Here is a 22,894-nt window from a genome sequence, read left to right on the forward strand (position 1 = left end):
TTGTTTTATAAACAATCATTCTGCAGCAATTGGACCACCAGATTTCACATAAGTTGGTTTAGCCAGCCAAACTAGTACCAGTAAAAAAGCAAATACCCACGCGGAAGCTCTGAATATGTCATTTGTAGCCAGCATGAATGCTTGATTAATGATGGTTTCATAAAGTACACCAAAACGTTTTAAACCATGGATTCCCAATGAGTGTAATTGCTCAAGTGCTTGTTGAGTGAAGGGGCTAAAGGCATTGACATATTCTACGAGATGACTTTGGTGTAACGCCTCTCGATCATTCCATAAGGTGACACTAATTGATGTTCCAAAACTTCCCCCAAGGATTCGGAAGAAATTACCCAAGCCCAGAGCACTTGCCATTTTTTCAGGAGGCAGGTCCGCTAAAATCATGGCAACCAGCGGGGTAAAGAAAAAGGCAAGGCCGAATCCTTGTACAAAACGTGGCTCAATAAGCTGGAGGAAGCCAATGTCTGTATAGAATAAGGATTGCCAGTAGGAGGTAAGGGCGAACACCACAAAACCGATACTTGTTACTATGCGTAAGTCAAATCTACCCATGTAATTTCCAACCACAGGAGTAAGAATAAAAGGGATAATCCCTACAGGCGCTACAGCAAGGCCGGCCCAGGTCGGGGTATACCCCATTTGTGTTTGTAACCACAACGGGAAAATAACGACGTTAGAAAAATAGACTAAAAAGCCTAGGGTAAGACAAATAACCCCAATGGTGAAACTCCTATTTTTAAATAAGTACAGGTCAATAATGGGATCGCACTGTGTAAGTAACCAAACGACTAAAAAGCTTAGCGCGATTAAGGAAATAATACTTAAGCCAATAATGATATTCGAGTGGAACCAATCGAGGTCATGACCTTTATCTAATAAAACTTGTAAACAGCCAATACCAATAATTAATAAGATTAAACCGACATAATCGATTGGGCGCTTGATGATGGGGGTTTCTCTTCCTGATAGTGTGATCATGGTAAAAATCACCGAAAAAATACCCACAGGGACATTAATATAGAAAATCCAGGGCCAGGTATAATTATCAGTAATATACCCCCCCAGAATCGGCCCAAGTATGGGGCCAACTACCGCAGTCATCGCCCAGATTCCCGTAGCCAGGCCTCTTTTTTCGGGGGGATAGTTTGCCAGTAAGATACTTTGTGACAAAGGAATCATTGGGCCAGAAACAGCTCCTTGAACCACTCGGAAAAAAATTAGCATGGGCAGATTAAATGATAAACCGCAGAGCACGGAAGCAATGGTAAATAGGGCCGTAGAAAATAGAAATAGGCGAACTTCACCAAAACGGCGCGCCAGCCATCCGGTAAGTGGTAGCATGATGGCTTGGCTTACGGCAAAAGACGTGATGACCCAAGTACCATTATCTGGGCTTACGCCAAGATCTCCGGCAATGGTTGGTATCGCTACATTGGCAATGGATACATCAAGCACATTCATAAAAATGGCTAATGACAAGGAAAAGGTCATTAATGCCAGCCGACTGCCTGTTAGTGGAGGAAACTCAGTCATGCTTATTGGCCTTGGCTAAAGACATGTCTGGGGAGTTTGCTTTTAATATGGTGTCAATAAGCGTGTCTACTTTGGCTAATTGGTCAGCGAAGACGGTCGTTTTATATTTAAAAAGCGTCTTATTGGTCGTTGGCATTCTACTGCCATCGCGGTTGCTCGTATTGACCGTAACCCGCATTGATAGTCCTATTTGTAAGGGATTTTCTGCTACCTCTTTTTCATCAAGCTGAATACGTATGGGCAATCTCTGTACGATTTTAATCCAGTTTCCCGTAGCATTTTGTGGTGGGAGCAAGGAGAATGCAGAACCCGTTCCTGCATTGAGTCCTAGCACTTTGCCATGATAGGTTATACCCGGATAGGCATCTGCATAGAGAATAACTGGTTGGCCTACGCGGATATGTTCCAGTGAAGACTCCTTATAGTTAGCATCAACCCAGGTATCATGTAAGGGGACAATCGCAAGCATCGCGGTGTCTCGCGCAATTTGTTGTCCTGGATGAATGTTGCGTTTTGCAATGAATCCGGTGACAGGAGCAACAACAGTTGTTCTGTGGAAGTTTAAATAGGCGTTTTTTAGATTTGCTTTAGCGGTTTCTACCAATGGATGGCTGTATAGATTGGTGTTTTCAATTAATGCATTTGCAGCATCTAATTGGCGTAGGGAGGCATTATAGCTCGCTTGAGCGGCATCTAAGGCTGTTTGGAAGTGCTGCATTTCTTCACGAGATACGGCTCGGTTACCTACCAATCCTTTACGACGTTTTACGTCCAGTTGTGCTTTGATTAGATTTGCTTTATCTAAGATTACGTTTTGTCGGGCTTGGGCCGCATTTTCAAAGTATTGACGTACTTGGCGTACTGTTTGGCCTAGATCCGCTTTGGCTTTTTGCAAGGCTATGGTGTAGTCAGCCTGATCCATTTTAATGATGGGCTGTCCTTCTTTTACCAATTGCGTGTTTTCGGTATGAACTTCAACAACGGTTCCTGGTATTTGTGCCATGAGTTGGACCAAATTACCGCTAACATAAGCATCATCGGTATATTCTTCAAATTGCCCCCAAATTAGCCAATAGATAAACCAGACAATAGCAATAAATAAAAATAGACCGCCTAGGGCCAACATGGCTATCTTACGTTTATGTAGGGTCTCTTGGGTTGCACCACCACTTTCTTCTTTTTTGGTCATAACGATACCTCGCCACCAAGGGCTGCTAATAAGGCTACAAAAGCTTGTTTTTGACGGGTTTGTAAACTAATGAGTAGTGATTTTTGTTGTACTACTAATTGTTTTATTTCAAGGAGCTGCACGTAGTCAATGACACCACTGTCATAACGTGAACGAAATAAGCGGTAATTGGTTTCGGTAGCATGCAGTGCTTTTTCTTGAGAATGAACTTGTTTATTCAATGTTTGTAGCGCCGTCATTTGATCGCTGACTTCACGTAAGGCATTTAAAATCGTTTGGTTGTATTGATTCACTGCAAGTTCATACTCCGCGCGCTTTACGCCTAGATTAGCTTTACGGGCTCCTGCATCAAAAATAGGCAATTCGAGCGCGGCTTTAACTCCCTCAGTTTGCAGGGCAATATGGAACAGTTTGCTAAAATAAAATGATTGCAAGCTAAGCACGCCACTTAAATTAATATTGGGAAAAAAGGCTGCCTTGGCTACTTTAATTAGATGTGCTGCAGCTTGAGCACGAGCGCGCGTGGCAACAATATCGGGTCGGCGTCCGAGTAAATTAGCAGGAATTATTTTGGGTAATGCTAATTCTTGTTTATCATAAATAAATTTGGTGATTTCTATCTCTGTGTTAAACGGATTTTTACCCATTAAGGCTGCTAATTGGTGACGTGCCTGCATTTCTGCGCGATGATAGTCATCAACCGAGAGGCGTGCGGCTTGGGTGCTTGAGATGGCTGTTTTTACCGGAATGTCCGATTCCACACCTTGTTTGGCGCGATCGGTAACAATCGACTCTAGTTCTTCTAAAATACGTACGTTTTCTTTGGCCAATTGTTGCTGAAGTAGATTATTTTGTAGGTCAAAATAAACTGAGGCTATGGTTGAGCTTAAAATTAACCGTGTTTCCTCCATATCCATATGTGCCGCAAAACTTTCATTGACGCTGCTGGCAAAGGTTTCCCGATTTTTACCCCATAAATCCAGTTCATAGTTAAAATTTAATGCCAGGTTTGCGATGCGGGCTTGGTTCGCTACTATTTCAGTGAATGGCGGGGGAACTACTCCGTGAAAGGAAAAGTGGTCTTGGGCAATTGAGCCTTTGATATCTGCTGAAGGCCAAAGTGTTGAGAAAGCACCTTTAGCAATTTGTCGGGCGCGATCAATCCGAGCCCAGGCGCTACGCATATCAGGCCCATCTGTTAGCGCTATGGTAATCAGCTGATGTAGTTGAGGATCATTAAATCGAGTAAGGCAACTCTTGGATTGATTGGTTTTGGGGATCTTATAAACATGAGTTACTGCTAAATTGTGTGCACTAATTTGAGGCGTATGACTTGATGTCACGCTATGAAGTTTACAGCCTGTCGATAAAGCGGCACAACAAAGACCTGTTAATAAGAGCGAGCGCAAATTTAAATCCCTGTCTTTCTTATAAGCCCCTTAATTTATCAATATTTTTATAGAAAATATACCTTTCTGACTGTTCTTCTTTTTTTCTATTTACCAAAAGAGGCATTTGGGAAGAGCCAATAAAATTCATAGTGATTCTTTTTTGGCGGGTTAGCAGAATGTGGACTAAAATAAGTAAAGAAACGCCCTATTTTCAAACTCAAGAAGAGAGGAAAATCATGAACAGAGCGAAAAAAATAATAATGGTTTGTGTTTTTTTAGCCACAGTAGGGATGCTAACTGCATGTGGTACAGTTAGAGGTTTTGGTAAAGACGTGACTAATGTTGGTCATGGTATTCAACGAGCATCTCATCTTTGATCGCATTAATGAGTTTTTCGCCGCCTTGATGCAGCACAGCATCAAGGCTACGTTTGAGGTTCATTTAAACGGATTATTTTTCCCATCCCAAGAGAAGAATTGCTGCATGTCATGGAAAAAACATAGTCTAGGTGGCTGCAGACTAAGTTCTTTGCCAAGGCACAAAGACGCGAGTTGTTCTATTTCAGGGGCCATAATTTGTGAATCACTCAGTTCCTTGTACGCATAAGCTAACGTAACATGGAATGTTTTGGGGATTTTATTTTGTATGTCGAACTCATCTGCGATCGTATTAATTAAATCATGTTGGGATTGGGGGAGTGTTAAATTTAATTGCAAGGCGTAAGACACCTTAATACCGACAACTGTTGCTGTAGGAGTAAAGTGATTCGCTTGTAATCTGGCGTGTAAGTGTTGGAATCGTTCGTCACTGAGCAATACTGGCCAGTTATTGGGGTAATCACTTTGAATATACAAGTGATTAGTGGTCATATGATAACTAGAATAAGGGAGGGGCGCATAATAGCTACATAACGTTTTTGTCTTATTAAGAAACTCATGGACTTGTAACCAGAACGCTTCATTTTTATCACTCATATCGGCAATGACGGTAATTCCTGGAAACTGCAGGTAATTGCCTTGAGCATCTATTTTTTTATGGATGAGCATGAGTTGCTTTCTAGTAATCTGATTGGGAAGGATGCTAAAACAAAGCAGATGCTGAGTCAATTTGCTTTTGGGAGTGAAACGGAACATGTTGCTCGCCAGACATTACGTTAAACGCGGTCTTTATCTTCCGCATAATACTTATTTTTACTCGGGCTACCTCTTATGTTGAATTTTATTTATCAATTGCGGTGTGGCCTGAATCCTGCGATTCTTCGCACTTAATTCCTTTTTAACAAAAGGCTGCCATTCCCAGTTAGGGCGATCATAATCTTGAAAAAGCTCATTTAAGTGAGTAATTAAGGCTTCTTTTTCAACTAATTCCGGGGTGATTTGAATGCTAAATTGGTTTAAATCATGCTGTTGAATGGTGTAGTCATCAAACTCAAAGGGAAATGAGGCCATTTTTTGGCGAATCAGATCTGCAAAAACAGGTAGCACCTTATTCTCTTTGGTGGCATAGCAAATGTCCCCAATTCGTCCTTCAATGCCGCTTAATTGGGTAAAGACACTGGTGGATGGTTCTTCGATTAATACATCATCGAGGCGATAGCGAATAATCGGTTGGGTTGTACGTAATAGGTCGGTAATGATGGGGACAAACCGCCGCTCATCAATCCATTCTTTTTCGATAATTAAAAACGCTTCATTCATTAATAAACGATTACTTTGTTTATCACTGATGGCTAAAAATCCTTCAGTACATTGATAAACCTGCGACACTGGGCAAGCAAAGGCCTTCTCGATGATGGCCGCATCACGGGACTCTAAAACCTCGGCCACAGCAAAGATTTTTTGTGGTTTTATTGCCACGCATTGTTTAGCTAAAGCTAATAAAACACTGGCAGGCGCAGAGAGAATGGTAGGTTGTAATTGGGTAAGCCGTTCTTTATGGGCATCAAAGCGTTCAAGCAAATCAAAAAAATGGAATTGGATTTTTTTACTGTTACTTAAGGTGGTGTAGAGCTGATTGTTCGCGCGTAAGAAAAAAGCAACGCGCTCCTGTTTTTTTAAGCCTTGTGGTAGGGCTTTTGCCAATAAAATGCCAGCCCAGGCATCTCGCTCGTGGGGGCTAGCAAGAAACAATCCCCGATTGCCTGAGGTTCCAGAGGAAAGGCCAACTGCAATATCACCAATTAATGGTGAAAAATCACGTGAGTTTTCCGCACGTAAAGCAACCTCCAGGGCATGGTCTTTTTTTATATTTACCGTATTAATTTCATCAAAATGCTGCATCATTACTTTTTTATTGATGATTGGCCACTGAGTAAATGGCTTATCTAAATAGGGCTGATAAAAGGGGGATTTCACTAAAGTCTTTTTCACCAACTTTTTAAATCGCTTTTCCTGATAGACAGACAATTGTTCGCGGTTACGAAAACACAGGCTTAAGTATTGAGTTTTGAAATAATAATAAAGTAATCTAAGAATCATGAGCTTACCTTTTTAATGCGATCGCGAATGTGTTGGCAATGCGCAGGAATAATATCCATAGCTTGGTTTTGTTGATGCAATTGATGTAACTGCAAAATAGTGTTTTGGTATGCTTGCTTATCCTCATGGATTAGATAAGTCAGGTTGCTGGGGTAAATTAATTTTTTAAAGGTTTCTTGATGCCAGCAACTGTCGGCAATTAAAAAAGTTTCATTGCCCTCAATGGTTTTAAAATACAAACCAATTTGTCCTTTGGCATGGCCAGGCAAAGGTATGGCTGTTAATTGGCCATCATTAAATAAATCAAAACCAGACGTAAACGGGGCTAATTCTGCGGGTAGAGCTATTTCGTGCTTTAGAAGAACTAAACGGTCATAGAAATTTTTGGGAAGTAAGTCAGGTAAAAAACCTTTCAGTAAGGCTCGGATGCCCTTTTTCTTATCGATACCGCTGATGGCTTCAGGATGACAGATAAATTGAGCATTGGGAAAATCTTTTAAACCACCAATATGATCGGCATGAAAATGCGAAATAACAATGGTGCGAATCTCGCTTGCGGAAATATGCTGTTCTTCTAATTGTTGTTTTAGGGATTTTTTTAATACTACTGGGGTCAGTCGTCGGTACAGTGAAAAAGGAAATTTTTGTGTCAGCTGGAAGAAGCGCTCGCTATAACCGGTATCAAATAAAATATAGCCTTGTTTAGGATGCTTAATTAAGGCACAAAGTGCAGGGTAGTCGCATTGCTGCATCCGCCCAGATTTTAGAGTCATCCGCTCGCAATGTTTGCAATATCCGGCTTCAAATAGTTGATATTCAATCATGATGTTGGTACCACTTTGCGAAGCGCGCTATTCCTTGATGAATACTAAATAGTGGCCGATAACCTAAATCCTTTTGCGCCGCCTCTATATTTAAAGTTTGTCCTAAAGATAAAACCCCAGCGCTGTATTTCGTTAAGCGAGGTTCTGAATGCATAAATGGTAAACGATAAATTTTTTCCAAACATGCAGCATAGTTTTTGGCTAGAGCATAAGGAATAAATTTAGGCATAAAAGGCTTTTGCAGCGCGTCAAATAATTGCTTCAGTATGTGGATTAAGGTTTGGGGCTCGTTATTAGTGATATTATATTTGTTCCCACAAAATTGAGGGGCGGCTTTTGCGGCTAAGAGCAGGCTTTCTACTACATTTTCAACGTAGGTAATATCAATAAGATTTTGTCCTGTACCAATAATGGGTAACATACCTTTGCGTTCGCTTTGTAATAAGCGGGGGAAAATTGCTCGGTCATAGGGACCGAAGATGGCGCGAGGACGTAGGGTAATCACGTTAAGGTTCTTTTCTCGGAAGGCTTTATCAATCAAGGTTTCCGCCATTAATTTGGTTTTGACGTAATGATTTGCGGGTTCTTTTGGTAACGGTTCTTGTTCTTTGATGTTATGTCGCTCGCTAAAATCAAAGTAAATGCTTGGGGATGAGACATGGACTAAGCGCGTTGTTTCTGCGGTACTGTCAATGATATGTTGTGTTCCCAAAACATTAGCAGTATAAAAATCTTGATAACGGCCCCAGGGGCTAGAGAGGGCGGCACAATGGAATATGGTTTGTGCTTCTTGAGGAATTACTTTTTTTAGTTTTACTTTATCGTGTAAGTCCACGTTAATAAAACGAGCCCCCGCGTGCTCCAGGATTTTTCCCAATGCTTGATTGCGCCCTAAGGCGATGACCTCAACTCCTTGCTCCAGTAAACGCTGAGTTAAATTCAGTCCTAAGCAACCTGTTGCTCCTGTAACTACAGAAACCATTTTAGTACTCCAGAATAAGTCCGCCCGCTGCAAGTCCGGCACCAGTACCTAAAAGCAGCACTAATTGTCCGCGTTGTAATTGCTGACTGTCAATTAGGTGACATAGCGCGGTGGGAATTGATGCCGCAATTTGATTACCATGATGAGGGTAAATGGAGACATACTTTTCTTGGGGAATATTTAGTCTTTTTTGGATGTGCTGCATGGCCAATAAGCTGGCTTGATGAGGAATAATCCAATGAATATCGCTTAGGGATACCTGAGCTTTGTTTAATAGATTTTCCATCAAACTATCTAATAGTTTTGAGGCTAACTTAAAGACTTTTTTTCCTTCCATATGGAATAGGGATTGCTCCACAGTTGGGGTTGGATAGCGCGTACCACCGGCATCGATTTTGCATATATTCGCGCCAATACTATGAGTTTCATGATGCGCTGAAAGAATACGTTCTCTCCCTTCGCTTTGTTCTACTACACAGGCCGCGGCACCGTCACCAAAAATGGTGCAAGTTTCCATATCTTGCCAATTAAGTCCTACAGATGCGATTTCGCTGGAAACAATTAAGATTCGTTTAAAACGTCCGCTGGCGAGCAAATGAGAGGCAATATCAAATGCAGTAATAAAGCTTAGGCAGGTACTGTTTACATCAAAGCAGGCAATCCCTGATGATTCGAGGCCTAATTGTTGTTGAATTAAGGCGGCAGTACAGGGAATAGCTTGCTCCCCAACCCCACAGGCACTGATAATTGCATCCAGATCCGTCAAGTTGATCTGCGCTTTTTCTACCGCGATACGAGAAGCCTGTGCTCCCATATAAGAGGTGGTTTCATCCATCGAGGCAAAATGTCGCGAAATAAGACCAGATTTTTTTTGTACGCTTCCTTCGGCTAACTGAAGTTTGGCATCCAATTCAGTTGATAAAATTTTATTTCTCGGCAAATAGCGACCCATTCCCATAATTTTTACATTAGGCATTGGTTTCATTCCTTACAAAATTAGTCGTGGTTGGAGGCACTTTTTGGGTAAATAGACGATGGTCTTTGGTAAAAAAGGTACAGGACAGTGCATAGACACCATAAGTAATAAACGGTGCGGCAAAAACATCGATGCTGTAATGGATGTGGCCAACCAGTACAATGCAGGCAAAAAATACACTGGCAATAAAACACAAATAACGAATCTTTTTGTTTTCCCAAAAAAGTAACATCAGTAAAAATGGACCGCCAACATGGCCTGAAAAAAAGAGATCACCATCAAAGAGGAAAAAAGAAGCGAGATTTTCGGGAATCGCTAATTCATTTGTCGGTGCTCCTAAATGAGTAAGACAGATAAATGCGCTGCGCACCAGAATGAACAGAGCGGCCGATTTGGTGACAAAAGGTATTTTTTCGGGGTGGAGGATGATGTAGCTTGTAAAACCAAGCCAGAAGAATAGGGCAGCATAGACATGGATGAATGTAACATTATGCATGGGCAAATGTTGCAGTATCAAATCGTCTACTTGTTGGCCTGCTACTTGCGAGGCATAGAGCCCAGCTTGATTGGCGGCAATAAAACTAAAAATCAGTAGGGTGATGCCTAGCAGGGCCGTCCAGAGGAAATGGGAATCTTTACAGAGTTCCTTGTACTTAGACCATACGGTTTTCATTTGTGTACTATCTCCTGATAAAGCGTTTCATAGCGCTCTATAGTTTGTTGAATGTCGTGTTGTTCTGCTAATTTTCTACTTGCCTTGCCCATTTGCCGGCTTTTTTCCGGATCATTGAGCAGTTCTATCAAATGCTGGGTGAGGGTGTTTACATCATGTTCTGCAAATAAATAGCCATTTATTCCTGGAGTAACCAATTCCGGTAGGGCCATTGCGTTAACTGCTAGCAAGGGTAATCCAGAAGCAATCGCTTCTAGGGCGACAATGCTTTGTAATTCAACGGGGCAGGCGTTTACGAAACATTGGGCTAAGCCATGTACTTTGGGATACTCATCATCTGTTAAGTACCCAGTAAAGGTTACATGCTCTTTGAGTCCTAATGTCTGCGCCAGGTGCTCTAGTCGGCGGCGTTCTGCTCCGTGGCCTGTTAATACAAAATGAGCATCAACCTGCTGTCGGGCAGCCTGAAATGCATGCAGAACCATGGATAGATTTTTTTCCAGATCCAGGCGGCCGGTGTAAAGTAGAATGGGTTTTTCAGGTATGGCAAATCGTTGGCGAATTTGTTGTGCATCCTGGCCTGGTTTAAATTTTTGTAAATCAACACCACAAGAAATGGCATGCACTTCTTTTTTTAAGTGCGCGTTTTTGAGTAGTTGTGCCGCGGTTTGAGTTGGGGTTGTCACGGCATCTACTTGGGAAAGCATATCAACAATAATGCGCCAGCAAGTGCGGTGAAACCAGGGTTCAAAACGTTTGGGGAGCTTGGTATAGTGGAAAAAATTTTCCGGCATAAAATGGTTCGTTGCTATCATGGGTAAGCCCATTTTCTTGCCCGCCCGATAACAAATTCCACCTAAAATAAATTTGCCCTGAATATGAATGAGGTCTGGCTTAAAGTCTTTAATTGCGTTAAGCATTCCTTTTTTAATAAAAAAGGGTAAGCAAACGCGAAAGTTTTTATAAAGAAACACTGGCCAGGAACGCGCTCCGTACAAGCGAACACCATCATATTCCTGGTAAGTTTGCTTTCCCGTTTTAGAGGGACAAATGACTAAAACTTCATGACCTCTTTTTTGTAGTAATGAGGCGAGGCGATGTGTGAAATAAGCCCCTCCATTTAAGTCAGGAGGATAACTGTCTAATACGGTAATAATTCTCATTAATTAAGCTTAACATTGACCCCATGGACTTTTATTGGTCCAATGTGGTCATTAATTGAGCTTTCATGATATAGGTAATTTGTTTGTAATGCAATTATTATTCGCGGAGGCAAAAGGCAGTAGAATTTATTTTTTATACTTTTATTTTTATTCTCTGATTTTTCAATGCATTTTCGTATCAATTCATGATAGATTAGCTGTCATAAATTTATAAGTTGCAAAGGATTGTTGCTAGTGCCTGGTTTTAGATCTCGCCCTGGTGTGTTTATGGGGCTACTTACTCTTTCAGTTTTGCAGGCTGGCTGCATGGTCGGGCCTAATTTTCGTTCACCTCCATTACCGCCAGTCAAGCAATATACGGAGTCGCCATTACCAGCGAAGACGGTGAAAACGCGCGGGATAGGAGGAGAAGCACAAGCCTTTATTAAAAATAAGGACATTCCTCTGTTATGGTGGGAACTTTATCAGTCTTCTGAAATTAACCAATTAGTTAAGGCAGGTTTAGACAATAGCCCTACATTGGCCTCCGCTTCAGCCGCCCTGCATCAAGCGCGAGAAAATTGGCGGGCTCAAGTCGGAAATTTGTTACTTCCAGCGATTAATGGCGCTTTCGGGGTACAGCGCCAACGTTATGCAACGGCGCAAATTGGTACACCCGGTCAAAGCTCTACGTTCTCTATTTACAGTACAGCCTTTAATGTTTCTTATGTGCTTGATGTATTCGGCGGCTCACGACGAGAATTGGAGTCCTTGCGTGCTCAGGTCGACTACCAACAATTTGAAGAAATTGCGGCACACCTTACTTTGGCTGCCAATATTGTTACTACTGCTGTAAATATCGCATCGTATCAAGCGCAAATTGATGCAACTCGCCGCTTAATTAAAATCGAACAAGATTTATTAAATATCTTAAACAGCCAATTTAATGTGGGAGCGGTTTCGCGAGCAGATGTATTGACGCAGCAAACCTTATTGGAGCAGTCTAAAGCGACCTTGCCACCATTGCAAAAAAACTTGGCTTTAGCAAGGCATTCCTTATCCGTATTGGTCGGTGAATTTCCTGAAGGAGCTTTACCCAAACTTGATTTAAATCGATTAAAACTACCCACCGAGTTGCCTTTAAGCATACCCTCAATGTTGGTGCGCCAACGTCCCGACGTGCGTGCTGCGGAGGCGCTCTTGCATTCAGCGTGCGCGAAAGTTGGGGTTGCGACGGCGAATCTTTTTCCTCAAGTATCCCTAAGTGGTAATGAGGGCTGGCTTAATATTTCTTGGTCCAAGTTATTTACAGGGCCTAACAATGTCTGGTTGATTGGTGCTGCTGTGGCACAACCATTATTTCGTGGGGGCGCTTTATTTGCTCAACGTCGGGCGGCTATTGCGGCATATGACCAAGCGAAGGCTCAGTATCAACAAACTGTTTTGCAAGCGTTTCAAAATGTGGCAGATGCTTTAAGTGCCATAGAGACGGATGCGCGCACCTTACAAGCCGATATCCGCGCTGAGGATGCGGCACATGACGCTTTAAAGTTGACCGTGCAGCAATTTCGTTTAGGTGGAGTTAGTTACATTAATTTATTAAACGCCCAACAGCAGTATCAACAAGCAATGCTGAGCCGCATTCAGGCACAGGCTTTACGTTATAACGATACGGCTGGTTTATTCCAGGCCTTAGGTGGTGGCTGGTGGCATAAGCCCTGGTGCGTAAAAGAATGTGTGTAAGCGACGGAGATATCATCCTGAATGAGGCCCGAGCCATTGAACCTAATGGCGTTGAGGATGACGTTTAAGATTTAGATACAAATTAAGAGAGAACTTCTTGAAAAAGCAAATGACAATTATGTTGGTATCTGTAGGGATACTTTTTGGCTTGATCTTTGGCTGGAAAGCATTTACAGGATTCATGATGAAACGCTATTTTGCGAGCATGCAAAATCCGATAATTACGGTCTCCACCATGAAAGCAGAAAAATCTTTATGGCAGCCTATGATGAAAGCCGTTGGCAGCTTACGGACTCGTGTTGGGGTGAATGTTACTACAGAATTAGCGGGTATGGTAAAAACGATTTCGTTTACTCCTGGAGCTCAAGTTGAAAAAGGGGCTCTTTTAGTACAATTGAATGCTGATGCTGAATTAGGGCAGTTGCATTCATTACAGGCGCAAGTTGAGTTAGCTAAAATTACTTATGAACGAGATAAAGCCCAACTTAAAGTTAATGCGGTGAGCAAACAAGTAGTCGATACGGATTGGTGGAATCTTAAAAATCTACAAGCACAGGTAGAACAGCAAGCAGCTATTGTTGAAAAAAAGACAGTGCGTGCGCCATTTTCAGGACGCTTAGGTATTAATAATGTTAACCCAGGGCAATACCTCAATGTTGGTGATACAGTTACTGCCTTACAGGACTTAAGTATCATTTATGCTGACTTTTTCTTACCCCAACAATCTTTGGCGGATTTGGAAATTGGGCAGGTAGTTTCCATTAATGTTGATACATTTCCTGAGCAAACCTTTAAAGGGAAAATTACAACCATTCAGCCTCAAGTTGATGTTAATACACGAAATGTGGAAGTTGAAGCTACTTTACTGAACCCCCGCTTTTTATTAAAGCCAGGTATGTTTGTGCATGCTGCCGTAGAAGTTCAATCAAAACGTAGTTACATCACGTTACCTCAATCGGCAATCAGTTTTAATCCTTACGGGGATATCGTGTATGTGGTTAAAGACAGCGGCAAAAAAGATGATAAAGATCGCCCCATCATCACGGTGCAACAGGTTTTTGTGACTCTAGGTGATACACGAGGTGATCAGGTTGCCGTTTTGAAAGGAATCAAAGAGGGTGAAACCGTCGTAACCAGTGGGCAATTAAAGCTTAAAAATGGCAGTCGAATTGCGGTGAATAACACCATCCAACCCAGTAATGAGGCTAACCCTCAGGTTACAAATAGACGTTAAGGATTGTATTTATGGCATTTACTGATATTTTTATTAAGCGGCCTGTATTGGCTACAGTGATTAGCTTAATGATTTTGGCAATGGGGCTACGTTCCATGGGATCGCTTCCTGTAATGCAATACCCCTTTACAGAAAATGCCATCGTTACTGTTACCACTACTTATACCGGGGCCAACCCGGATGTGATCGCAGGCTTTATTACTACGCCATTAGAAAATTCAATCGCCCAAGCCAATGGTATTGATTATATGACCTCTACCAGTACGCCAGGCACCAGTACGATTACCGTAAATTTATTACTTAATTATGATCCCTTAAAGGCATTATCAGACATTACTACCAAAGTAAACGCCGTACTTAATCAGTTACCGAAAAACTCGCAACAGCCCGTAATTACCGTGTCTGTCGGCCAAACCATTGATTCGATGTATATTGGATTTTTTAGCGATGAGTTGCCGATAAATAAAGTTACCGATTACATCATTCGTGTGGTACAGCCTAAGCTGCAGGCAGTTAATGGGGTACAGAATGCGCAAATCCTGGGAAGCCAAACCTTTGCGCTACGTGCTTGGTTGGATCCGGTGAAGTTAGCAGGATTCGGGCTTTCTGCTGCGGACATTGGGATGGCATTAGCTAATAATGATTTTATTTCTGCTGTAGGCCGTACGGATGGGCAGATGTTTATTCAAAACTTGACTGCATCTACCGATCTTAACGATGTTGAGCAATTTAGGAAAATGGTTATTAAAGCAAAAAACGGAGCCATTATTCGCTTGGGGGATGTCGCAGAGGTAGATCTTGGGGCACAGAATTATAATTCTTCGGTGAGTTTTGATGGGCGAACAGCGGTTTATATTGGGATTATTGTTGCTCCGTCAGCTAACTTGTTAACCGTAATTAATGACATTAGAAAAGTTTTTCCAACCATCCAGGCACAATTGCCACAAGGCTTAAATGCCGATATTGTTTATGACGCGAGTTTGTTCGTTGATTCATCAATTCATGAAGTTATTCTTTCGTTACTGGAAGCGTTTCTGATTGTGACCGCAGTCATTTTTATTTTCCTTGGTTCTATTCGTTCCGTTATTATTCCCCTGATTGCAATTCCTTTGTCCATTATTGGTACTTTTTGGATCATGCTGGCCTTAGGTTACTCCATTAATTTATTGACCTTACTCGCTTTAGTGTTAGCGATTGGTCTTGTGGTGGATGATGCGATTATCGTTGTAGAGAATGTGCAGCGCCATATTGAGGAGGGGCGGACTCGCATTAAAGCTGCTTTATTGGGAGCAAGTGAATTAGCGAATCCGATTATTGCCATTACCGTTGTTCTGATTGCTGTTTATGCTCCTATTGGTTTTATGGGAGGATTAACTGGGGCTTTATTTACTGAGTTTGCTTTTACCTTAGCAGGAGCGGTAACTATTTCTGCGGTAGTAGCTTTAACTCTATCCCCGATGATGTGTTCTAAATTCTTGAAAGTGGGTGATGGGAGCACTAAAGGGCGTCTTATGACCCAGGTGGATCGTTTTTTTGCCCGCTTAGAAAAAGCCTATTCGCGAGTTTTAGTAAAAACTCTACGTAATTTACCAGTGGTGCTCGTTTTTGCCGCGATTATTTTAATCAGTAATTACTTTTTGTTTATGACCTCGTCTTCCGAATTAGCGCCACAAGAGGATCAAGGGGTTATTATTTCTCAAGTAACTGCCGCGGCGAATGCCTCTTTAGCCCAAACACAACTGTTCTCTAATGCAGTCAACGCCATTTATAGAAAATATCCAGAAACGGATCATGTGTTTCAGGTCGATGGGCAAACCGGATTAAACATGTCCGTTATTGGTATGGTGTTAAAACCATGGGAAGAGCGTAGTCGCACCTCTAATCAGCTACAACCTTTAATTCAACACGAATTGAATGATATTGCGGGAGCAAAAATTGCTGCGTTTCAATTGCCATCATTGCCCGGAGGCGGAAGCGGGTTACCCATTCAATTTGTGGTGACTACAACTGAGTCTTTTGACAATTTAAATGAAGTAATGCAACCGATTTTGGAGCAGGCACGTAACTCTGGCCTGTTTGCTTATATTGATGTGGATCTCAAGATTGACCAGCTACAAACACGAATTAATTTAGACCGCAACAGAATCTCTCAATTTGGATTGACCATGCAGGATCTTGGTAACTTATTTGGTTCTGCCCTTAGTGAAGGATACATTAATTATTTTAACTTTTCCGGACGCTCTTATCAGGTTATTCCCCAAATGAATCGAGAGTCTCGCTTAAATCCTGATCAAGTATTAAATTACTACATTAAGACCTCAACGGGGGAGGCCATACCCCTATCTACGGTGGCTACTTTGCAACGACAAGTTGTTCCTGAGTCATTAAATCATTTTCAGCAACTTAATTCTGCAACGATTTCTGCAGTTGCACTACCTGGTGTTTCAACGGATAAAGCGTTAAGTACGCTAGCGGGTTTTGCGAATCAGACCTTGCCTCAAGGTTATTCAATTGATTATGCATCCCAGTCACGACAATATATAAAAGAAGGTTCTTCGTTAATGATTACCTTTTTCTTCGCGCTAATCATTATTTTCTTATCTTTATCCGCCTTATTTGAAAGTTTCCGTGATCCGCTTATCGTATTAATTAGTGTGCCTATGTCTATTTGCGGAGCGATGATTTTCGTAAGCCTTGGTATCGGAGGTGCCTCTTTGAATATTTATAGTGAAGTAGGCTTGGTAACTTTGATTGGCTTAATCAGTAAGCATGGTATTTTAATTGTGCAATTTGCCAATGAGTTGCAGGAAAAAGGGGAAAAGAAACTCGATGCAATTCTTGCCGCCGCCGCTATTCGTTTACGCCCTATTTTGATGACTACCGCCGCTATGGTGCTGGGGGTTATCCCTTTAATTATTGCTACAGGCGCAGGAGCCCAAAGTCGTTATAATATTGGCTTAGTGATTGCGACAGGTATCTCGATTGGTACTTTATTTACCCTTTTTGTGGTTCCGTCAATGTATCTGTTTTTAGCTGAGGAACATGTGGAAAAGGCTAGAGCAGAGCACTTGGAGAATGAGGAATCGTTAGGGTAATTGTTTAGACAACATGAGGGGCATTTAGAGCCCGACCTCGCGTCATTAACTTGATGATTATATTTAAATTTTAGGTTAGGCCCCTGGCTCAACAATGCATCGAATCACACTAGCAGGGGGCCCAACCTACATTGTATTACAGGGCAACAATCGCTGTATCTGCTGCTTCTACCGAGACCTCACTTACAGGCGGCTGAGTTGGTTGAATAAATAATCCGAATCTTACTATTAATGCAGCATCCAGTTTCTGTGGTTTATCCACTGCTTCATTCATATTCTCTAAGAAACGTTTTCTTGTAGAGGTATAAAGATTTAATGTTTCTAATAAGGATAGAAAACAGGCTTTTAAATAAGCAAAACTCAACGTATCCATATGCCTGTTTGGGGCGAGTAGGACACTTTCAAAGCGAGGTTGTTTCACTAGTATCTTTATCTTTTCAAAACGTTCTTTGATTGATAGAAAGGTTGGCTCCGCATTCGTATTAACGGGCACGGGTTCATTCGCCTCGTCCTGGGCATTTGTTGCTATTGCGAATAAGTCATTAATTAGCTCAGATTTTTCAGTTAATGGATCTTTAAGCTTAGATTGGGTTTTTTGTACGGCACTAACTGGTTGTTCATTTTTCTTTTGTGTTGCATCACTCAAATATCCTTTTATTCGTGCTAAAACAACCAGAACGCGATCAAGTTGTGCGTATTCCTCATAATGTTTGCGTTCAAATTCCCCTATTTTTTCTTGTAACTGTTTTTCTAGGCTCGAACTAATGTCTTTTACCGTTTTGGCTTGTGCAATGATTTGCGTCTTAAACGTAAGTAATTCTTTACGCAACTCTTTGCGATATTCCTGATCGGTATATTGCAGACCAATATGACGGTTACATAGTTTCTTCAAGTGTCGATTAAAGGTTTTTGTCGTATAGTTGTGAATAAAAGCTTGGTTTTCTTGAGCCTGGACTTTGTCGATTTCTTTCAGCTGTGTCAGTTGTTCTTGAGCAGTCTGTAATCTCATTTCATAGGTTGATAGCAGACCAAGGACGTAATGATAACTAGCGGTAATCCAGCCCTCAATTTCAGTAAATTTAGGATCGTATGCATTAAGTGGTTCACTACATACGTCATCTAATAGATGCTGGTCCTCATAGGTACTTACATCGACTTTTACTTTCTTGCTATCTCGAAATTGAGCCAAGATAGGCAAGTTTTTTTTATATTGCTCTTGCAGGCCTTTAACACACTCCTCAAGGGTGAATGGATGTATGCTAATGGGTTGTATGGTTGAGATGAGATCAGGGTGTTTATATCGTTTATATTCTTGAACATACAGATATAAAGTTTCAATATCGTAATAATCTCTTTTTACTCGAGCAATATTTTCCTGAGCTTTTGTAATTTTTTTATTGAGAATATGCGTACGCTCTTCCAAGGGTTTTTTGTCGCAGACTAAGGCAACATGTTCTTCAGAAGGTAAATCAAGAGCGTCTAAGAAACCTTTATAAAATTCATTGGTGATGCGTCTTAATGGTTCTGACAGGCTACCTGGAGCTAGTCCAAGTTTTGTTTCCCAATGATCTGCTTCCAGCAGCATTGGCGTAAATATTCCAGGCCGTATCTTATCTATATTATTAAGAGCCGCGTCATGTGCTGTAGTGGTAAATTCATTTAATTTTTGCATCAACTCTCTGTAAAGCAATAACATCTGTGGCGACTGTAGAAAGAGTTTAAAATAAGAATGCGAATTTTTAATCATCGCTTCTATAGTCAATGTTGCTTGTTTGGCATTCTTGTACAGTGAGTTTAGTTCTTCTGTAGATTGATAATTCTTATTTTTTAGCGATCTAATGTGATTCGGACTAATATAAAAAGCGTTAAGCGCAAACCACACCGAATTTTGTTGTACTGTTCCAGGTACGGGAATTTGTTCTGGTGCTGTTTGATATGCAAAAGAATGTCCTTGGATTACAGCATAAAGATTTTGAGCTTTACTGATTAATTCGCGAGTAATAAAACTATAATGAGGAGCTGTCGCCAAGCGTTCGCTGAGTTTAATAATTTCGTTGATATGGCCATAAGCCTGTAATAGCGTACTAACATAATTCCATTTCCATAACTTGGCCATAGTTTCTTCGCCAATCGCGGAATAAGGACCATGAAGATTGTAATCGTTTAAATTTTCTAGTTCGTGGGCAATTCCTTCAATGTGGAACAGGCAATTATAAATATCTTTTATTGCGCGAACCTGCATGCTCTGGGCGAGCTGCTGATAAGGATCTTCCATTTCAGGATAAGGAACACCTTTGGCTTGGGGAGTTAATTGTTTACGCATGGCATCATTAAATAATGCTTGAATGCCATATAACGCTGATCTAAATTCCGCAATGCCGTTAGAAATATTCGTGTCTTTGAGAAGGCGATTGGCTCTTTCTCCCTGCTTTAGGTTTAAGCTGAGAGTGGCTGCTTCATTTTCAGCAACAAGTTTTTCTTGAGCAATACCGATGTACTGTTGGTTTTTATGGTGCCAATCCATAGTCACCTGAGCAAAATAAGTTTCAAAATGCTCGTCCAGGACTTCGAACAAGTCAATGGGAGGTATTGTTTTAGCATCGCTTTTTTTCTTCGATAAAACTTCTGCTAAGAATTTATCAAACTGCCGTATACTTTCTTTACGGGATTCAGGGGCTGCGCAAACAACATAAGCTTGAAAGACATTATACAAATTGCGGCATTGAGTTTTTACTTGGTCGTTTAATGTCTCAATATTTTGCACGGTGCCTTTGATGTTATGGGTTTTTAGAAGCTCTTGGAATGCCGTTTCCGTAGATGCTTTTTCTTGTGCCAAGCGCATAAACTGTTGTTTCTTTTGTCGCCAATTTGTTTCGATTATGGCAAAATGCCTTTCAACATCTTTGAATAAAGCCGCGACCGGCAGGTCGAGTTCTACAACAGGATTATCCGATAATAAATCAACTAGAATATGATCTAAATTGAGCATCTCATTAGGTGTTAATGTTGATGCTGTTGCTAAATAAGGTTGAAACACCGCATATAAATTACGGCATTGCTCTTTGAGTGCTCCATCCAATTGACTTAGGTTATAAATGTTTTCGTGCAGACTATGTTCTTGCACGATCTTGCTAAATTCTATATAGGCTTGCCGAGCTGCTTGGAGTTTATTGTATTTACTACGATATAACGCATACAGTTCAATTGCCTGATCAGCGGTTAATTGGTCAGGGTTTGGAATTAAGGCATTAGTCTGAGTATTTTGTAGATTAGTCTCATCAATATTATAGATACTGGCGTTAGTACTATCATAAGGAAGCAAGGGTGCTTGAGCGTTTGGACTTGGCTCCTGAGAACTGTGTATTTGTATCAGTTTCATGAACTCATTATACGCTTGTCGTGCAACTTGGAATTTATTGTGCTTATTGCGGTACCATTCACAGAGTTCAAGGGTTTGATCGGCTGTTAAGGCCTCAGGATTTCTCAGTAAAGTATGCTGAGTGCTATCGCTTTTGTCGAATTTCAGTTTTTGCGACTCTTGCCTGAGAAACGCGGCTGCAGCCTGCTCATCCAAGAATGCTGTGTGTTGTAAATCATAATAAGAGCCATCTGTTGTTGGCCATGAGTTTTTGATCGTCGTAAGAGCTGTTATGCAACTTTCCATCAATACGTTTAGGTCAACAATAGTAGGAGTATCTTTTACATCTACTATTCTATTGGTTAGTACTGCAACAACATATTGTTCAAAATTTTGTAAGTCGTTTTTGTGTGTTGTTAAATAAGGCAAATAAGGACGTAACTTATTAAAAAGGTTTCTTAGACGAGTTTTGCTGTCATTGCTGAGCTGATGTAAGGTTAAATGAGTTTGATCTTCGCGAATAGCTCTTTTAATTAGCGTATTGAAGCTAATAAAATTTTTTCTCAGCGTTAGAAATTGAGTTTTTTCAATTGTTAACGGAACTTCATCATTTTTAATCCCGAGAGGAATTGTTTCATCAAGGGTATATACATTAGTTTGTCGATTATAAGGATATAAGGCTAACTGTGCATTTTTATATACCGAGTCAATTAGATCACGATTGAGCCTAATATGAAAGAGTTGGGTTGCTTCATTTTTTTCAATTAATGTAGATAGGGCCGCTCTTTTATGCCGAACCAAACTGACATGATCAGGGTCTAGTGCTCGTGTAATGAAGCTCCATGGTCTCGATATATAGGAGGACCAGGTGGAGCGTGTAGTATATGATGACCAGGCTTTCGGGCCCAGGAGGCCGGCGATCATTTGGTCATTGAGATCGACATCCAGGCGTTCTACATAAGGTTTAAATATTTTGTAATGGCTAATAAGTTGTCCTCTTACATGCTCGGGCAATTGATGTAGACTCAGTTTTTGATGCTCTGCATTTTCCAACTCGTCGAAAAATGCGTCAATCGCATCTTGGGCTTGCTTGGTTTTATAGAGTGTTTTATTTGCAGTATCAATACGCTTATAAGCAAGTTCCAGTCTTAGCTCAATAAAACGAGAATCCTCAATTTGCAGTAACTCTTCACCTCTTTTTTTAAAATCAATGGCTTTTTTGGGAAGGAAAACGAGTGCTTCATATAATTTTTGCGCATTAGCCATCAGTGGGGTAGATAGGGTGCCCGGATTGAGCATGCAATTCACTTCAATTTTATCTACAAGACCGAATAGCTTCGGGAGTACATCGTACTTGATTTGAGATAATTTACCGCATACCACATCTTGGGAGAATTCACTTAATTCCCCAACCTGTTCGAGGGTACTCATTACCAGGGTAATTAGATTACGAAGAATATGGATGTAATTTAAAAATTTAATTGAAACAAGAATCTTATTTCCCTTTAAATTTTCTATGTCATTTAATAAATGAAGCGCGGCATTTTGTATTTCATCTAATTTTTTTTGATTGAGCTTAGGCTCATTTTGGCGAATTTGTGATGAGTACGATTCGATTTTTTCAGTTAGTTGATTAATATAACTGGGTAATAGTGCGCTGAATTCGGTTAGGAAATTATAATCGACATCTCCTCCTAGAGGGCGCAATTGATCTATGGTTTTACCAGTGGCTTCACCGACAGTTTTGGCAATAGGGTAGGGTTGAATCGCATCTTTTGTTGCCTGGGCATTTTTTTCTGCAAGTTGTTGCACCTGAGCTAAATGGGGTAGGATAAAGTCCAGTTCTTCACGGAACATTTCTTTTAAATCTACATCCAAATGCGTGGCTAGGTAGCTTGCTTCATAAGTTGTTTCAATTGTATTACTAAGGAGTAATTGGGCATTTGAGTTGGTTTTGCGTAAATCTCTGATATCAATATTTTCTAAATCAATAAATGATAAACGAGCATAATAAAGTGCGTTGATCAGTTTTTTAATTTGGGTAATGTTATCGGGTTCAAGTCCAAAGTCTGTAAAAGGAACACCTACCGTATTGATCCGCTCCTGGGCAAAATATGGACGTATTTGTGGACTCACATGCTTGCTGTTAAGAACGTCAAAAATTTGCGCGTAAACACGCTCTACATGTTTGGAAAGCTGGTTTCTCTTAAATGATTCAATAACTCGTAGTTTTTCTTCTATCATCAGATGCCCTACATT

15 protein-coding genes are annotated in these 22,894 nt (G+C 40.9%); 4 read left to right on the forward strand and 11 right to left on the reverse strand.

The genetic code is table 11. The annotated features are described in order from the left end of the window. Positions 1-15: 15 nt before the first annotated feature. Genes J2N86_RS01695 through J2N86_RS01705 form a run of 3 tightly spaced genes read right to left on the reverse strand, consistent with a single transcriptional unit; the run spans position 16 to position 4,149 of the window. Complete coding sequence (locus tag J2N86_RS01695; protein WP_252580492.1) at positions 16-1,551, reverse strand: DHA2 family efflux MFS transporter permease subunit; 1,536 nt, start codon at positions 1,549-1,551, stop codon at positions 16-18. Continuing rightward, entirely contained in the window at positions 1,544-2,740 is a 1,197-nt protein-coding gene (locus tag J2N86_RS01700; protein ID WP_252580494.1) for an HlyD family secretion protein, read from the reverse strand. Before J2N86_RS01700 ends, J2N86_RS01695 begins: the two co-directional genes overlap by 8 nt. Next, the gene (locus tag J2N86_RS01705) at positions 2,737-4,149 is read right to left on the reverse strand and encodes an efflux transporter outer membrane subunit (RefSeq protein WP_252580496.1); all 1,413 of its coding nucleotides are present in this window, start codon (positions 4,147-4,149) and stop codon (positions 2,737-2,739) included. The genes J2N86_RS01700 and J2N86_RS01705 overlap by 4 nt, the downstream gene beginning before the upstream one ends. Before the next feature lie 158 nt (positions 4,150-4,307). Between J2N86_RS01705 and J2N86_RS01710 the strand changes: the two genes are divergently transcribed. Next, positions 4,308-4,508 (forward strand): entericidin A/B family lipoprotein, encoded by a 201-nt coding sequence (locus J2N86_RS01710; RefSeq protein WP_252580497.1) that lies wholly within the window; start codon positions 4,308-4,310, stop codon positions 4,506-4,508. 60 nt (positions 4,509-4,568) lie between these two features. Here the strand turns inward: J2N86_RS01710 and J2N86_RS01715 are convergent, their stop codons facing one another. From J2N86_RS01715 to J2N86_RS01745, 7 genes are all read right to left on the reverse strand, one after another. Next, positions 4,569-5,264 (reverse strand): DUF1868 domain-containing protein, encoded by a 696-nt coding sequence (locus J2N86_RS01715; RefSeq protein WP_252580499.1) that lies wholly within the window; start codon positions 5,262-5,264, stop codon positions 4,569-4,571. A gap of 66 nt (positions 5,265-5,330) precedes the next feature. After that, positions 5,331-6,608, reverse strand: coding sequence for a F390 synthetase-related protein (locus J2N86_RS01720; RefSeq protein ID WP_252580500.1), 1,278 nt, complete (start codon positions 6,606-6,608; stop codon positions 5,331-5,333). Then, positions 6,605-7,432, reverse strand: a complete 828-nt coding sequence (locus tag J2N86_RS01725) for an MBL fold metallo-hydrolase (protein WP_252580501.1) — start codon at positions 7,430-7,432, stop codon at positions 6,605-6,607. Before J2N86_RS01725 ends, J2N86_RS01720 begins: the two co-directional genes overlap by 4 nt. Further along, entirely contained in the window at positions 7,425-8,414 is a 990-nt protein-coding gene (locus J2N86_RS01730) for an NAD-dependent epimerase/dehydratase family protein (RefSeq protein WP_252580502.1), read from the reverse strand. Before J2N86_RS01730 ends, J2N86_RS01725 begins: the two co-directional genes overlap by 8 nt. 1 nt (position 8,415) lies before the next feature. After that, the gene (locus tag J2N86_RS01735) at positions 8,416-9,390 is read right to left on the reverse strand and encodes a beta-ketoacyl-ACP synthase III (protein WP_252580503.1); all 975 of its coding nucleotides are present in this window, start codon (positions 9,388-9,390) and stop codon (positions 8,416-8,418) included. Further along, positions 9,383-10,063, reverse strand: a complete 681-nt coding sequence (locus J2N86_RS01740) for a sphingomyelin synthase family protein (protein ID WP_252580504.1) — start codon at positions 10,061-10,063, stop codon at positions 9,383-9,385. The genes J2N86_RS01735 and J2N86_RS01740 overlap by 8 nt, the downstream gene beginning before the upstream one ends. Further along, positions 10,060-11,226 (reverse strand): glycosyltransferase family 4 protein, encoded by a 1,167-nt coding sequence (locus tag J2N86_RS01745; RefSeq protein ID WP_252580505.1) that lies wholly within the window; start codon positions 11,224-11,226, stop codon positions 10,060-10,062. The genes J2N86_RS01740 and J2N86_RS01745 overlap by 4 nt, the downstream gene beginning before the upstream one ends. 234 nt (positions 11,227-11,460) lie before the next feature. Between J2N86_RS01745 and J2N86_RS01750 the strand changes: the two genes are divergently transcribed. From J2N86_RS01750 to J2N86_RS01760, 3 genes are all read left to right on the forward strand, one after another. Beyond that, entirely contained in the window at positions 11,461-12,948 is a 1,488-nt protein-coding gene (locus J2N86_RS01750; protein WP_252580506.1) for an efflux transporter outer membrane subunit, read from the forward strand. A 97-nt stretch (positions 12,949-13,045) separates the two neighbouring features. Next, positions 13,046-14,182: an efflux RND transporter periplasmic adaptor subunit gene (locus tag J2N86_RS01755; RefSeq protein WP_252580507.1), complete on the forward strand. Its 1,137-nt coding sequence runs from the start codon at positions 13,046-13,048 to the stop codon at positions 14,180-14,182. Positions 14,183-14,193: 11 nt separating this feature from the next. Continuing rightward, complete coding sequence (locus tag J2N86_RS01760) at positions 14,194-17,277, forward strand: efflux RND transporter permease subunit (RefSeq protein ID WP_252580508.1); 3,084 nt, start codon at positions 14,194-14,196, stop codon at positions 17,275-17,277. Positions 17,278-17,413: 136 nt separating this feature from the next. Here J2N86_RS01760 and J2N86_RS01765 read toward each other — a convergent pair whose 3' ends face one another. Beyond that, positions 17,414-22,879 (reverse strand): SdhA, encoded by a 5,466-nt coding sequence (locus tag J2N86_RS01765; protein ID WP_252580509.1) that lies wholly within the window; start codon positions 22,877-22,879, stop codon positions 17,414-17,416. Positions 22,880-22,894 lie beyond the last annotated feature (15 nt).

The organism is Legionella lytica (assembly GCF_023921225.1).
GTDB classification, from domain to species: domain Bacteria; phylum Pseudomonadota; class Gammaproteobacteria; order Legionellales; family Legionellaceae; genus Legionella; species Legionella lytica.

Coding starts and splice junctions, on each gene's coding strand:
- J2N86_RS01760 (WP_252580508.1), top strand. CDS start 14,194: ATGGCATTTACTGATATTTTTATTAAGCGGCCTGTATTGGCTACAGTG.
- J2N86_RS01700 (WP_252580494.1), bottom strand. CDS start 2,740: ATGACCAAAAAAGAAGAAAGTGGTGGTGCAACCCAAGAGACCCTACAT.
- J2N86_RS01715 (WP_252580499.1), bottom strand. CDS start 5,264: ATGTTCCGTTTCACTCCCAAAAGCAAATTGACTCAGCATCTGCTTTGT.
- J2N86_RS01730 (WP_252580502.1), bottom strand. CDS start 8,414: ATGGTTTCTGTAGTTACAGGAGCAACAGGTTGCTTAGGACTGAATTTA.
- J2N86_RS01735 (WP_252580503.1), bottom strand. CDS start 9,390: ATGCCTAATGTAAAAATTATGGGAATGGGTCGCTATTTGCCGAGAAAT.
- J2N86_RS01725 (WP_252580501.1), bottom strand. CDS start 7,432: ATGATTGAATATCAACTATTTGAAGCCGGATATTGCAAACATTGCGAG.
- J2N86_RS01710 (WP_252580497.1), top strand. CDS start 4,308: ATGTGGACTAAAATAAGTAAAGAAACGCCCTATTTTCAAACTCAAGAA.
- J2N86_RS01695 (WP_252580492.1), bottom strand. CDS start 1,551: ATGACTGAGTTTCCTCCACTAACAGGCAGTCGGCTGGCATTAATGACC.
- J2N86_RS01765 (WP_252580509.1), bottom strand. CDS start 22,879: ATGATAGAAGAAAAACTACGAGTTATTGAATCATTTAAGAGAAACCAG.
- J2N86_RS01740 (WP_252580504.1), bottom strand. CDS start 10,063: ATGAAAACCGTATGGTCTAAGTACAAGGAACTCTGTAAAGATTCCCAT.
- J2N86_RS01745 (WP_252580505.1), bottom strand. CDS start 11,226: ATGAGAATTATTACCGTATTAGACAGTTATCCTCCTGACTTAAATGGA.
- J2N86_RS01720 (WP_252580500.1), bottom strand. CDS start 6,608: ATGATTCTTAGATTACTTTATTATTATTTCAAAACTCAATACTTAAGC.